This is a genomic window from Pseudomonas marginalis (genome assembly GCF_024169655.1).
GTDB classification, from domain to species: Bacteria; Pseudomonadota; Gammaproteobacteria; order Pseudomonadales; family Pseudomonadaceae; genus Aquipseudomonas; species Aquipseudomonas paraveronii.
Genome location: NZ_JALJWV010000001.1, coordinates 484,981 through 498,911, shown reverse-complemented (window position 1 = coordinate 498,911; position 13,931 = coordinate 484,981). Strand labels below are relative to the sequence as shown.

The 13,931-nt window shown below is 58.8% G+C and carries 14 protein-coding genes; 1 reads left to right on the top strand and 13 read right to left on the bottom strand.

The window, feature by feature from the left end:
- Nucleotides 1-50: 50 nt before the first annotated feature.
- The 3 genes from J2Y83_RS02105 to J2Y83_RS02095 are packed head-to-tail and all read right to left on the bottom strand — an operon-like array spanning nt 51 to nt 1,954.
- Nucleotides 51-545, bottom strand: a complete 495-nt coding sequence (locus J2Y83_RS02105; protein ID WP_253393131.1) for a hypothetical protein — start codon at nt 543-545, stop codon at nt 51-53.
- Nucleotides 546-548: 3 nt separating this feature from the next.
- Nucleotides 549-1,043, bottom strand: a complete 495-nt coding sequence (locus J2Y83_RS02100; RefSeq protein ID WP_253393129.1) for a hypothetical protein — start codon at nt 1,041-1,043, stop codon at nt 549-551.
- Nucleotides 1,040-1,954: an NAD synthetase gene (locus J2Y83_RS02095; protein ID WP_253393128.1), complete on the bottom strand. Its 915-nt coding sequence runs from the start codon at nt 1,952-1,954 to the stop codon at nt 1,040-1,042. The genes J2Y83_RS02100 and J2Y83_RS02095 overlap by 4 nt, the downstream gene beginning before the upstream one ends.
- Before the next feature lie 187 nt (nt 1,955-2,141).
- Here J2Y83_RS02095 and J2Y83_RS02090 point away from each other — a divergent pair, with 187 nt between their 5' ends.
- Nucleotides 2,142-2,630 carry an Hcp family type VI secretion system effector gene (locus tag J2Y83_RS02090; RefSeq protein ID WP_253393126.1) on the top strand — a complete coding sequence of 163 codons (489 nt, stop codon included), beginning with the start codon at nt 2,142-2,144 and terminating at the stop codon, nt 2,628-2,630.
- Nucleotides 2,631-2,645: 15 nt separating this feature from the next.
- On the opposite strand, the gene J2Y83_RS02085 is transcribed toward J2Y83_RS02090, so the two are convergent.
- The 10 genes from J2Y83_RS02085 to rnr all read right to left on the bottom strand — a co-directional run bounded on the left by J2Y83_RS02085 (nt 2,646) and on the right by rnr (nt 13,857).
- A complete protein-coding gene (locus J2Y83_RS02085) occupies nt 2,646-3,086 on the bottom strand; it encodes a hypothetical protein (protein ID WP_253393124.1) in 441 nt (146 codons plus the stop codon).
- Entirely contained in the window at nt 3,086-4,012 is a 927-nt protein-coding gene (locus tag J2Y83_RS02080) for an NAD synthetase (protein ID WP_253393122.1), read from the bottom strand. Before J2Y83_RS02080 ends, J2Y83_RS02085 begins: the two co-directional genes overlap by 1 nt.
- Nucleotides 4,013-4,240: 228 nt before the next feature.
- Complete coding sequence (locus tag J2Y83_RS02075; protein ID WP_253393120.1) at nt 4,241-6,544, bottom strand: YgiQ family radical SAM protein; 2,304 nt, start codon at nt 6,542-6,544, stop codon at nt 4,241-4,243.
- A gap of 98 nt (nt 6,545-6,642) precedes the next feature.
- A complete protein-coding gene (gene dnaB, locus J2Y83_RS02070) occupies nt 6,643-8,037 on the bottom strand; it encodes a replicative DNA helicase (RefSeq protein WP_253393118.1) in 1,395 nt (464 codons plus the stop codon).
- A 111-nt stretch (nt 8,038-8,148) separates the two neighbouring features.
- Nucleotides 8,149-8,595 (bottom strand): 50S ribosomal protein L9, encoded by a 447-nt coding sequence (rplI, locus tag J2Y83_RS02065; RefSeq protein WP_010563337.1) that lies wholly within the window; start codon nt 8,593-8,595, stop codon nt 8,149-8,151.
- A gap of 18 nt (nt 8,596-8,613) precedes the next feature.
- A complete protein-coding gene (locus J2Y83_RS02060; protein WP_253393116.1) occupies nt 8,614-9,504 on the bottom strand; it encodes a hypothetical protein in 891 nt (296 codons plus the stop codon).
- 36 nt (nt 9,505-9,540) lie between these two features.
- Nucleotides 9,541-9,771 (bottom strand): 30S ribosomal protein S18, encoded by a 231-nt coding sequence (gene rpsR, locus J2Y83_RS02055; protein ID WP_002551829.1) that lies wholly within the window; start codon nt 9,769-9,771, stop codon nt 9,541-9,543.
- Nucleotides 9,772-9,799: 28 nt separating this feature from the next.
- Nucleotides 9,800-10,222, bottom strand: coding sequence for a 30S ribosomal protein S6 (gene rpsF, locus J2Y83_RS02050; RefSeq protein WP_226505553.1), 423 nt, complete (start codon nt 10,220-10,222; stop codon nt 9,800-9,802).
- Nucleotides 10,223-10,468: 246 nt separating this feature from the next.
- Complete coding sequence (gene rlmB / locus J2Y83_RS02045) at nt 10,469-11,224, bottom strand: 23S rRNA (guanosine(2251)-2'-O)-methyltransferase RlmB (protein ID WP_247399613.1); 756 nt, start codon at nt 11,222-11,224, stop codon at nt 10,469-10,471.
- Nucleotides 11,221-13,857, bottom strand: coding sequence for a ribonuclease R (rnr, locus tag J2Y83_RS02040; RefSeq protein WP_253393114.1), 2,637 nt, complete (start codon nt 13,855-13,857; stop codon nt 11,221-11,223). Before rnr ends, rlmB begins: the two co-directional genes overlap by 4 nt.
- Nucleotides 13,858-13,931 lie beyond the last annotated feature (74 nt).

Below are 13,931 nucleotides of genomic sequence, written 5' to 3'. Positions count from 1 at the left end.
GGCAGGGAGTGGGTGGGGCGGTATCGGTTTGGTGGGGGCTGGGTGGGGAATCACCTCGGTTTTTTTATTCTGATTATTGCGCGCTCGTGTTTGCGCCGTTTTTCAATGGCAACCATTACCTTTCCGCGCATGTGGCGAAGTTCTACGCATTTGGCACGCATTTCCCGGTGGCGTTTGCTGCGAAGCAGCAGCAGGCCGAGTACCGGCCAAAAGAAGCATTCGGCGTAAATGAATGGGTTCGGTGAAAAATGAAAACCTGGCACAGCGACCAACAGGCAGGCGATGAAAAGGCCATACATGCCCCAGGCCCATTTCGGGCGCCCGGAGGCGATCATGAAATTGCAGAGGGTGATAAAGAGAGCTAACGCCACGCAGGCATTTTCAGCCGCAGCGTTCGATAACGATGGTAAATAATAGTTTTCCACCAGCACGACAAGAGTGGCACCGCCGAAAATACCCGAAAAAATTACGCCGATAAACACAGGAAAGTAGCGCAAAAGAAAAGGGCGTATCGGTATGAGAGGTTTCCGTCCGAGAAGTCTCACTCATTACCTCGATTTCTTTATTCTGATTATTGCGCGCTCGTGTTTACGCCGCTTTTCAATGGCCACCATTACCTTCCCGCGCATATGGCGAAGTTCTACGCATTTGGCACGCATTTCCCGGTGGCGTTTGCTGCGAAGTAGCAGCAGGCCGAGTACCGGCCAAAAGAAGCACTCAGCGTAAACGAAGGGGTTCGGTGAAAAATGAAAACCTGGCACAGCAACCAACAGGCAGGCGATGAAAAGGCCATACATGCCCCAGACCCACTTAGGTCGCCCGTAGGCGATCATGAAATTGCAGAGCGTGATAAAGAGAGCTAACACCCTCCCGATATTTTCAGCAGCAGCATTCGTTAACGATGGGAAATAATAGTTTTCCACCAGCACGACAAGAGTAGCAGTGCCGAAAAGACTCGAAAAAATTACGCCGATAAACACAGGAAAGTAGCGCAAAAGAAAAGGGCGTATCGGTATGAGAGGTTTCCGTCCGAGAAGTCTCACTCTGATATATCCTCATACAGCCCAACCGCTATAATCCGGATGTTCCCGGACCGCACGCTGCCAGCAACTCCCAACGCCGCGCCAAGGGCATCGAGCATCTGCAAGATGGTCCCATTTCTTACTTCTGCCGAGGTGTAGCGCTTGGGCATATCTCCAGCCAGTTGTTTGAGTTTGATCATTTTTCGAGTCATCTCCGGATGGTTGATGCTCAGTAACTCCTTAGTGAGCTTTACCCGTTCTTGCCGATTCAAGCCTTTGAGTACCTGGTGCGTGTTTTTCCCCGTTGTCTTTTTAAGCGTATTGACGAGTCGGATTGTCGACATTGCTGCTGTACCAGCGCTTAACAACGAAGCCGCATCCAGCCCGGCCATTAAGGCCTGATGCCATTGATCGCTGTCCATGGCGTCGTTAAGGGCAGGGTCATTAATTTCATTTCTAGTCCGGCGAATGCCAATCCAGCATTGAGCAGTGCTGGCTGACGCGCCTACGACGCTAATCGCAGCCGCTACGCCGGTAGTCCCAAACGTAAACGGACTCAACCCTAACCCACCCGCTATCACCAACCAACTAATCACCGCCGAAGTACACGCCAACCCCGTATTCACCGCCTCAAACGCCACCTGCGAGTCTCGCGGTTCATTCGCCAGTTGCCGAGCGAACTCCACCCGCCCGACATAGCTGGGCGCCTCGCGCAAAATCACATTCTTCGGCGCGATACTGCAAATCGGCTGAAATTCACGCAGCACAACTATCCTTAGCTGCGCGTCGAGGTACACCACGCCGGCACCGACGATGGCCGGATCAGCATCAATCGCCGCAAATAACTTGCGCAGATCAATACTGTTTTCCAACCACTGCCGCGTCATGTAATTGGAACTGAGGAAACCGTCTCTGAATACGCTGGAAGTCATCCCTTTACTCCTGAGGTTCACAAGAGCGCAGAGGGTAAAGACTGCCTCCCCCCGAAAAATGTCAGAAGTTTCGCTTTATCTGGACAGGCACTTCCTGATCGTGATGCAGCACCTTGTAAGCCATATCCCGAATAAGAAAAAGTACGCCCCACGCCACTTCCGGCGCACACCAAAACAGGGAGCGACAATGGCAACTGACATGTTTTTGAAGTTGGGGGACATCAAGGGCGAGTCCAAAGACCAGGCCCATCGCGACGAAATCGAGATCAGCCGATGGGGCTGGGGCATGTCCCAGACCGGTTCCATGCATACCGGTAGCGGCGGCGGTGCCGGCAAGGTCAATATTGAAAACCTGTCCATCTCCAAGGTCATGGACAAGTCTTCACCCAACCTGATGATGGCCTGCTCCACCGGCAAGCATTACCCGGAGGCGCGGTTAGTGGTGCGCAAGGCCGGCGGCAGCAGTGCCGTGGAGTATCTGGTGATCACGTTGAAGGAAGTCATGGTCACGTCCTACCAAACCGACGCGGTGACCAGCAGCGACGTACTGACTGAGGTGATAGCCCTGAACTTCGCCACGGTCGAAGTCAGCTACCAGCCGCAAAAATCCGACGGCGGCAAGGACGGCGGCGCCGTCAAATACGGCTGGAACATTCGCCAGAACGTCAAAGTCTGAAACCGCGCGCCGAGGCTACAGCCCGGCCTTGGCCGCCTCCCGCAACCGCCGCACTTCGACCAACTTGCTCACCATCGACCGATACCCCTTACTGTTGATCAGCAGCAACCCGAGCAATGGCCAGAACAGGCTTTCACTGTAGATAAACCAGTGCGGCCGGTAGTGCAGCGTTGGCAGGACCACCAGCAGACACGCCGCAAAAAACGCCACCATCCCCCACACGGCCCAGGCTCGGCCGCGCACCACCAGGAAGTTGCTGTTGGCCACGAACAGTGCAGCAGCTATCACCACGAACCAGGACACAGTGGCATTGGTTGCCATGGGCACGTCGGCAAAATAGGTGCTGGCCGCCAGGGAAATCGCCGCCGAACCGCCGAGACAACCGGCGAGAATCACGCCGATGAACGCGGGAAAATGTTCCAGCAAAAACGGTTTCAACGACGGAATACCATTCATCACTCGGCCTCTTCGTACAAGCCAATCGCGAAGGTCTTGGCCTGTTTGTAGTTATCCGAACGCTTCAAGCCCCAGACGCTCAGCCCCGCACTGAAGGCATCGCCCAATTGGACGTAGGTGGCGTGCTTGAGCTGGGTCGGCGTAAAGCGTTTGGGCAACTCGCCGCTCAGTTGCAGCAGCTTGCGCATCTTGTTCGACATTTGCGGGTCCGCCACTTTCAGCAGCTCTTTGGTGAGTTTCTCACGCTCCTGCCCGTTCAGACCTTTCAGCACCTGACGCATGCTTTTGCCAGTGGCCGCGCGGGTGACGTTGACCAGCTTGACTGTCGTCAGCGCCGATGCGCCCACGCCGACCAAGGCGGCACCGTCGAGGATTTTGGTCGCCGCTTGGTACCACTCTTCGTTATCCAGGTAATCGTTCATCGCCGGGTTGACGATTTCGTTGCGTGTACGGAACCCACCGACCAGGCACGACACGGTGCTGGCCGAGGCGGCGGTATAGCCGATGGCCGTCACGACCGTGCTGGCGCCGGCGGTAAACGGGATGGCGATGGTGCCGCTCAACACCACCAGCCAGCCAATGACCGCGCCGCCGCAGGACAAGGTGGTGTTGAAGGCTTCACTCACCAATCGCGATTCGCGCGGGTTGTTCAGCACTTGGTCGGCGAACTGTGCCGGGGCGATGTATTTCTGCGCTTCGCGCACAATGATGCGCTTGGGTCGAATGCTGCAGATCGGCTTGAACTCGCGCAGGGTCACGACGTTGAAGTCGGCGTCGATATACACCACGCCCGCGCCGACGATGCCAGGGTCGGCGTCGATGATGGCAAACAACCGGGGCAGGTTGACTTCACTCTCGATGCGCTGGCGCGCCATGAACTGCGAGCGGTTGGAGTCCATGCCGATGTTGAGCAGGGGGTTGCTCATGGGGGTGTTCTTCCTTGAAAAGTTGGGGACTGGACTGACGCGATCGGGGGCAAGCCCCCTCCCACATTTGATCGCATTCTCATTCTAGAACTCGGTCAAATATGGGAGGGGCGGTGCGACTTGCTCCCGATGGCGATTTAGTGGGCGCCACCTTAACAAACAGGCTCCCCACCGGCTAGAAAGCAAAACGCCAGCACGAGGCTGGCGTTTTGCATCTTCAGGCTGCGATCAACGCGGTACGACTGGCTTGCGCGCAGGCTTCTTGCCTTTGCCCTTGGCCGCATCGGTGCGTTCCTTGGCGGCCTGCTTGTTGCGCACCATGGCCGCAGCCTTGGCTTGTTCGCGCTTGTCCCACGGGTTGCTGCCGTCGCTGCCACGGGGTGGCAGGCCGGTGTGTTGGGTGAGGATCTTGGTGGTGGTTTCCTTGGCGACCTTGTGGCTGCCGGCCGGCGTCGAGTTTTTGCGACGCGCACTCTGGTAGCTGTCGGTGGTCGGCTGGTGCAACGGGATCAGTTGATCCTTGCCCGGCCCGATCAGGTCGGCGCGGCCCATGCGGGTCAGCGCTTCACGCAGCATCGGCCAGCCTTTCGGGTCGTGATAGCGCAGGAACGCTTTGTGCAGGCGGCGCTGTTCTTCGCTCTTGACGATGGTCACCGAGTCGCTCTTGTAGGTGACCTTGCGCAGCGGGTTCTTGCCCGAGTGGTACATCGCGGTGGCGGTGGCCATCGGCGACGGGTAGAACGCCTGCACCTGGTCGGCGCGGAAGCCGTTGCCCTTGAGCCACAGGGCCAGGTTCATCATGTCTTCATCGGTGGTGCCGGGGTGGGCAGCGATGAAGTACGGGATCAGATACTGTTCCTTGCCCGCTTCCTTGGTGTACTTCTCGAACATGCGCTTGAACTTGTCATAGCTGCCAATGCCCGGCTTCATCATCTGGTTGAGCGGACCTTCCTCGGTGTGTTCCGGCGCGATCTTCAGGTAACCACCGACGTGGTGGGTGACCAGTTCCTTCACATACTCCGGCGACTCAACGGCCAGGTCGTAGCGCAGGCCGGAGGCGATCAGGATCTTCTTCACACCGGGCAACGCACGGGCGCTGCGATACAACTGGATCAGCGACGAGTGGTCAGTGTTCAGGTTCGGGCAGATGCCAGGGAACACGCACGACGGCTTGCGGCACGCGGATTCGATTTCCGGGCTCTTGCAGGCGATGCGATACATGTTCGCGGTCGGGCCGCCGAGGTCGGAAATCACGCCAGTGAAGCCCGGGACCTTGTCGCGGATTTCTTCGATTTCGCGAATGATCGACTCTTCGGAGCGGTTCTGGATGATCCGGCCTTCGTGCTCGGTGATCGAGCAGAAGGTGCAGCCGCCGAAACAGCCACGCATGATGTTCACCGAGAAACGGATCATGTCGTAGGCCGGGATTTTTTCCTTGCCATACGCCGGATGCGGAACACGCGCGTAAGGCATGCCAAACACGTAGTCCATTTCTTCGGTGGTCATCGGAATGGGCGGCGGGTTGAACCACACGTCCACTTCACCGTGTTTCTGCACCAGGGCACGAGCATTGCCCGGGTTGGTTTCCAGGTGCAACACGCGGTTGGCGTGGGCATAGAGCACGGCGTCGCCACGGACTTTTTCTACCGATGGCAGGCGGATCACGGTCTTGTCGCGGGTCATGCGCGGGCTGGCCAATATCTGCACGACCTTGGCTTCTTCCGGGTCATCGACCGGGCCCTTTTCCTGCTCGATGGCGCAGGCCTGGGTGTCCTGGGTGTTCACATACGGGTTGATGATCTTGTCGACCTTGCCCGGCCGGTCGATACGCGTGGAGTCCACTTCGTACCAGCCCGCCGGCGTATCACGGCGAATGAACGCGGTGCCGCGCACATCGGTGATGTCTTCGATCTTGTGGCCCCACGACAGGCGCTGGGCCACCTCGACGATGGCCCGCTCGGCGTTGCCGTACAGCAGGATGTCGGCGGTGGCGTCGATCAAGATCGAGTTGCGCACCCGGTCCTGCCAGTAGTCATAGTGGGCGATGCGGCGCAGGGACGCTTCGATGCCACCGAGGACAATCGGCACGTTCTTGTAGGCTTCCTTGCACCGCTGGCTGTACACCAGGCTCGCGCGGTCCGGGCGTTTGCCGGCCATGCCGCCAGGGGTGTAGGCGTCGTCGGAGCGGATTTTTTTGTCGGCGGTGTAGCGGTTGATCATCGAGTCCATGTTGCCGGCCGCGACGCCGAAGAACAGGTTCGGCTCGCCGAGCTTCATGAAGTCGTCTTTGGACTGCCAGTTGGGCTGGGCAATGATCCCGACGCGGAAGCCCTGGGACTCCAGCAGCCGGCCGATGATTGCCATGCCGAACGACGGATGGTCAACGTAGGCATCACCGGTGACGATGATGATGTCGCAAGAATCCCAGCCAAGCTGATCCATCTCCTCCCTGCTCATCGGCAGGAATGGCGCAGGACCGAAACATTCGGCCCAGTACTTGGGATAGTCAAATAACGGCTTGGCTGTTTGCATGACGGTGACCGGTGTTGAGATGAAAAATCGCGGGCGCGGAATATAGCACAAATTTTAACCAATTCCGACCTTTGCAGTAGGAATTAGAAAAGGGCTTTTTACTCGTCGTCGAAGTTGTAGCTGCCCGGCGCGAGGTTTTCGAAACGGGTGTATTTGCCGATAAAGGCCAGGCGCGTGGTGCCGATGGGGCCGTTACGCTGCTTACCGATGATGATTTCAGCAATGCCCTTATGCTCGGTTTCCGGGTGATACACCTCGTCGCGGTAAACGAACATGATCACGTCAGCATCCTGCTCGATCGCTCCGGATTCCCGCAAGTCGGAGTTGATCGGGCGCTTGTTCGGCCGTTGCTCCAGGGAACGGTTGAGCTGCGACAGGGCAACCACCGGGCAGTTGAATTCCTTGGCCAACGCTTTCAACGAGCGGGAAATCTCGGAAATCTCGTTGGTGCGGCTGTCGCCACTGGAACCCGGGATCTGCATCAACTGCAGGTAGTCGATCATGATCAGGGCGATATCGCCGTGCTCACGCACCAGGCGGCGGGTACGTGCGCGCATTTCCGAGGGGCTGATACCCGCGGTGTCATCGATAAACAGCTTGCGGTCGTTGAGCAGGTTGACGGCCGAGGTCAGGCGCGGCCAATCGTCGTCTTCCAGACGACCGGCACGCACCTTGGTCTGGTCGATACGCCCCAGGGACGACAACATCCGCATGATCAGCGATTCGCCTGGCATCTCCAGCGAGTAGACCAGTACGGCCTTGTCGCTGCGCAGTACGGCGTTCTCCACCAGGTTCATCGCAAAGGTGGTTTTACCCATGGATGGACGGCCGGCGACGATGATCAGGTCAGACGGTTGCAGGCCGCTGGTCATGCCATCGAGGTCGGTGTAGCCGGTGGACAGGCCGGTGATGGCGTTGTCGGTGTTGAACAGGGTATCGATCCGGTCGATGGCCTTGGTCAACAGGTCGTTGACGCTGACCGGACCGCCGGTTTTCGGGCGGGCTTCGGCGATCTGGAAAATCTGCCGTTCGGCTTCGTCGAGAATCTCTTCAGCCGTGCGGCCTTCCGGGTTGAAGGCACTGTCGGCGATCTCGGTGGCGATACCGATCAATTGCCGCAGCGTGGCCCGCGCACGGACGATCTGCGCATAGGCCTTGATGTTGGCAACCGACGGCGTGTTTTTCGCCAGCTCGCCCAGGTAGCCCAGGCCGCCGACTTGTGACGTCTGGCCTTCCTTGTCCAGTTGCTCGGCCAGCGTCACCACGTCGATCGGTGAGTTCTGGTCGGCCAGCCGGGCAATCGCGCGGAAGATCAAGCGGTGGTCATGCCGATAGAAATCACCGTCCGAGACTTGATCCAGCACGCGTTCCCAGGCGTTGTTGTCCAGCATCAAGCCACCGAGCACGGCCTGTTCGGCCTCGATGGAATGCGGCGGCACCTTCAGGGCAGCGGTTTGCAGATCGTATTGCTCAGGAGCTGAAATATCGTTCATGGCCACTTGGAATTAGGGGGTGTGTAAAAAAACAAAAGGCACGACCTGTAAACAGGATCGTGCCCGATGTTAACCGCCTGGCACGCGAGGTGCCAGTCAGTTAGGTGTTGCTTAAGCTGCTACCACGACAACGCGTACGGTGGCTTCAACTTCAGCGTGCAGATGCACGGCTACGTCGAATTCGCCTACGTTGCGGATGGTGCCGTTCGGCAGACGAACTTCGCTTTTCGCAACTTCAACGCCGGAGGCGGTCAGTGCGTCAGCGATGTCGTGGGTGCCGATCGAACCGAACAGCTTGCCTTCGTCACCGGCGGTGGCAGTGATAGTCACTTCCAGCTCAGCCAGTTGGGCAGCGCGAGTTTCGGCCGAAGCTTTTTTGTCTGCTGCTGCTTTTTCCAGCTCAGCACGACGCTCTTCAAACGCAGCCAGGTTGGCAGCGGTTGCAGCGGTGGCTTTGCCGTATGGCAGCAGGTAGTTACGACCGTAGCCGGCCTTAACGTTTACTTTGTCGCCCAGGTTGCCCAGGTTGGCGACTTTTTCCAGAAGGATCAGTTGCATGTGAAAATCCTCTAACTTTTAACCTTCACCGTTCGCGTTATCGGCGTCTTTGGACGCGAGACGACCGCGAATATCAATCAGGCTATCGACAATGGCCAAGACCACGAATAACGGACCGATCAAGTGCATGAGCGGCAAGACAGTGACGTAAAACCCCACCAGCCAGAAACTGGCCAATTTTTTCTGCGCGACCAGTCCATGAAGCAAAGACAGCCCAGCGAAGAACAGCGGCACACTGCACAGCGGCAACAGGATCAAGGCGTTCCACCCGATAAGCGGAGCAACACACATGACGGCCAGCAGTGACAGCGCAACGCGCTTGGGGATTCGGATTGCGCGAAACTCGCGCCCGAAACCACCGGGGTTATACAACAACGCCTGCCAGTAGCGCCCAAGAATCAGGCACAACACACTAAAGACCTGCAACGAAACCGCCGTCGAAATGATCATCAGTGGAACTGTCAATGAAGCGAGAACTGCTTTCTGGTCTGCCGAGAGCTTCTCGTAAGACTCACCCATCACCAGCGGCATAACGTGTTGAAACGTCTGCGCCAATGATTCGATGAAGGAACCGAATACGGTTCCCAGACTCACCGCACACAACAATCCCACGGCCGTGCTGGCCAGCAGCACGCGATTCCAGGAGTAACCGGCGCGTAAAACCAACGCCAGACCGCAAGTCCCGAGCAGCACCAAAAGGGCCGTTGGGTCTTGCAGGAAGTGCCAGCTCACCAACACTGACAACACTCCCACACCCAGGACGCTCAAGGCGTCCGAACCGCGCCGCAGCAGCACAAGGCAAACCGCGGCGGCACTCAACCAAAACAACAACGGCAACACTGCAGCTCCAGCCACTACCAGAGTGGCCTGCACACGACCGCGCATGATGAACTCAGCTAAGGCGCGCATGCATTCAATCCCTTACTACTTGTCGACTGCCCGGTCTCAGCGGCCGTGGCTGTCGGTGTAGGCCAGCAGGGCCAGGAAGCGGGCGCGCTTGATAGCGGTGGCCAGCTGACGCTGATAACGTGCTTTGGTACCGGTGATACGGCTTGGAACGATTTTGCCGGTCTCGGATACGTAGGCTTTCAGAGTGTTGAGATCTTTGTAATCGATCTCTTTCACGTCTTCAGCGGTGAAGCGGCAGAATTTACGACGACGGAAGAAACGTGCCATTTGATAGGCTCCTTAAAAGGTCCGTGGATTACTCGTCAGCGTTATCGCTGTTGTCGCTGTCATCACTATCAGCGCTTTCAGCGCCTTCGTGCTCAGGACGGTCGCGACGCTCACGGCGCTCACTGCGGTTTTCTTCAGCCTTGAGCATCTCGGATTGGCCGGTAACGGCTTCTTCGCGACGGATGACCAGGTTACGGATCACAGCATCGTTGTAGCGGAAGTTGTCTTCCAGCTCGGACAGAGCCTTGCCAGTGCACTCAACGTTCAGCATCACGTAGTGAGCCTTGTGAACATTGTTGATTGCATAGGCCAGTTGACGACGGCCCCAATCTTCCAGACGGTGGATTTTGCCGCCGTCTTCTTCGATCAGCTTGGTGTAACGCTCTACCATGCCGCCGACTTGCTCGCTTTGATCCGGGTGGACCAAAAAGATGATTTCGTAATGACGCATGAATGCTCCTTACGGGTTGTAGCCTGCCGCTCAAAAACGGTCAGACAAGGAGTGAATGACACTTATGGATCTTGCCGCAGGGAGGCACATCGGTGCCTGCCAGGAAGGCAAGGGGCGCAATTGTAGAGAAGGGGGAGGAAGGGCGCAAGGCAATTGGTGATTATTTGAACAATCATCCAGACACCGCAAAACAAATGTGGGAGGGGGCTTGCCCCCTCCCACATTTTGATCGAGGCCAGGTTCAGATTACTTCTTGGTCTTGGCCTTGGCGCCGCGTTGGCGTCGGGCTTCAAACAAGCACACGCCCGTCGCAACAGACACATTGAGGCTACTGACGCTACCGGCCATCGGCAGGTGAACCAGATAATCACAATGCTCGCGGGTCAGGCGACGCATGCCTTTGCCTTCGGCGCCCATGATCAGGATGGTCGGGCCGGTGAGGTCCTGGTCATAAATGCTGACCTCGGCCTCCCCCGCCGTGCCCACGACCCACAGGCCGCGCTGCTGGAGTTTCTCCAGGGTGCGCGCGAGGTTGGTCACGGCGACCAGCGGAATCACTTCCGCCGCGCCGCACGCGACTTTACGCACAACTGGCGTCAACGTGGCCGACTTGTCCTTGGGCACGATCACCGCCAGCGCACCGGCAGCATCCGCCGAACGCAGGCAGGCGCCGAGGTTGTGCGGGTCGGTCACGCCGTCCAGCACCAGCAACAGCGGTGCGCCTTCGGTGCGGTCGAGCAGCTCGTCGAGCATCGCCTCGCCCCACACCTGGCTCGGGCTGACATCCGCGACGACGCCTTGGTGAACGCCTTCAACCCACACGTCCATTTCGCGACGCTCGGCCTGGCCGATCGCCACGCGGTTTTCGTTGGCCAACTCGACCAACGCCTGCACACGCGGCTCGCTGCGACCTTCCGCCAGCCAAACCTGCTTGACGCGTTTAGGGTGATGACGCAGCAGTGCTTCTACGGCGTGGACGCCGTAGATTTTTTCCAGACTCATGACTTGGCCTTAGGTTTACGCGGCCCGCCGCTTTTCGCGGGAGCCGAACCCGCTTTGGGCGGGCCTTTACGATGTTTACTGGGCTTGCTCGACGGCTTTTCCGCCGTGTGGGGCTTTCCCCCAGACGCCGCTTTACCACCGCTTTTGGCTTCGTTGAGCAACTGCTGCTTCAACTCACGGCTCTTGCGCAGTTCGGCGTTTTTCGCCGCTGCGTCGCTTGGGCGGTAGGCTTCAGGAGCCTTGTCCTTGGCCGCCGGACGACGACCAGCCTTTGCTGGCGCCGGCTCGGTGGCGACAGTTTTCGCAGGCGCCCCCTTGCCTTTGGTGGCCGGAGCGGCGGTTTCGCTGCCACGTTTTTTGCGGCCGATCGGCGCGGCGATGGTTTTTTCGGCCATCTCGAAGTCGATCTTGCGCTCGTCCAGGTCGACGCGCATGACGCGCACTTCGACCGTGTCGCCCAAGCGGAAACTGCGACCGGTACGCTCGCCCGCCAGGCGGTGATGCACAGGATCGAAGTGGTAGTAGTCACCCGGCAAGGCGGTGACATGCACCAGGCCCTCGACGTAGATATCGGTCAGTTCGACAAACAGACCAAAGCCGGTCACGGCCGTGATCACGCCCGGGAACGACTCGCCTACGCGGTCTTTCATGAACTCGCACTTGAGCCAGTTCACAACGTCACGGGTGGCTTCGTCGGCACGGCGCTCGCTCATGGAGCACTGCTCGCCGAGCTGTTCCAGGGCCGCTTCGTCGTATGGATAGATCCGCGCCTTCGGAATGGTCATGGCACCGGCGCGCTTGACGTGCGGGGTGTCCTGCTTGGAGTGGATCACGCTGCGGATCGCACGGTGCGTGAGCAGGTCCGGGTAACGACGGATCGGCGAGGTGAAGTGGGTGTACGCCTCGTAATTCAAGCCGAAGTGGCCCTGATTGTCGGCGCTGTACACCGCCTGGCTCAGGGAACGCAGCATCACGGTCTGGATCAGGTGGAAATCCGGACGGTCCTTGATGCTGGCCAGCAGTGCCTGGTAATCCTTCGGCGACGGGCCGTCCTTGCCTTTGTGCAGGGACAGACCGAGCTCGCCGAGGAAGGCGCGCAGTTTTTCCAGACGCTCCGGCGGCGGACCGTCGTGCACCCGATACAGCGCAGGAATTTCGTGCTTCTTCAGGAACTCTGCGGTGGCCACGTTGGCCGCCAGCATGCATTCCTCGATCAGCTTGTGCGCGTCGTTGCGGGTGGTCGGGGTGATCTCGGCGATCTTGCGCTGGGAACCGAAGATGATCCGGGTTTCCTGGGTCTCAAAATCGATTGCGCCACGCACATGGCGTGCACCCAGCAGCACCTTGTACAGCGAGTACAGTTGCTTGAGATGCGGCACCACACCGGCGTATTCAGTACGCAAGGCCTTGGCTTCGCTGGTCTTCGGCGCTTCCAGGATGGTGCTGACCTTGTTGTAGGTCAGGCGCGCCTGAGAGTAGATCACCGCTTCGTAGAACTGGTAATCGGTCATTTCGCCGGTTTTCGAGATGGTCATCTCGCACACCATGGCCAAACGGTCGACTTTCGGGTTCAGGGAGCACAGGCCGTTGGACAACTGCTCAGGCAGCATCGGGATCACGCGCTCAGGGAAGTACACGGAGTTGCCGCGCACCTGAGCTTCGTTATCCAGCGCCGAACCGATCTTCACGTAGCTGGAGACGTCGGCAATCGCCACGTACAACTTCCAGCCACCCGAGAACAGGCGCAACTTGCCAGGTTTGGCTTCGCAATACACCGCATCGTCGAAGTCGCGAGCGTCTTCGCCGTCGATGGTGACGAACGGCAGATGGCGCAGGTCAATGCGCTTCTCTTTGTCCTTATCTTCGACTTCCGGCTTGAGCTTGGCGGCTTCCTTGAGCACGGCGTCGGGCCAGACGTGCGGAATATCGTAGGTGCGCAGCGCGACGTCGATTTCCATGCCCGGCGCCATGTAGTTGCCGACCACTTCGACGATATCGCCCTGGGGCTGGAAGCGCGGGGTTGGCCAGTGGGTGATTTTCACCTCCACGAACTGACCAACCTTGGCGGCGCCATTGCGGCCCGGGGTCACCAGCACTTCCTGCTGGACCTTCGGGTTGTCCGGAATGACGAAGCCAATGCCGCCTTCTTCGAAGTAACGCCCGACGATGGACTCATGGGCACGGGACACCACTTCGACGATCACACCTTCACGGCGGCCGCGACGGTCCAGGCCCGACACGCGCGCCAGCGCACGGTCGCCATCGAACACCAGACGCATTTGCGCCGGGCTCATGAACAGGTCGTCGCTGCCGTCATCCGGGATCAGGAAGCCGAAGCCGTCACGGTGACCAGCAATGCGGCCCAGGATCAGGTCGAGCTTGTCCACGGGCGCATACGTGCCACGGCGGGTGTAGATCAACTGAGCATCGCGTTCCATGGCACGCAGACGGCGGCGCAGGGCTTCGAGCTGGTCTTCGGTGGTCAGACCGAATTCTTCAACCAACTGCTCGCGGCTAGCAGGCGAACCACGATCGGCGAGATGCGCCAGGATCAGTTCGCGGCTAGGAATAGGGTTTTCATATTTTTCCGCTTCACGAGCGGCCTCGGGATCGAGGGACTGCCAATCGGCCATTAGAGAGTTTTCACCTTGTCTATATGCGGGTTAGTTTGGCATACGCGTATTGAAACGGGAAATTTCAGGCGTCA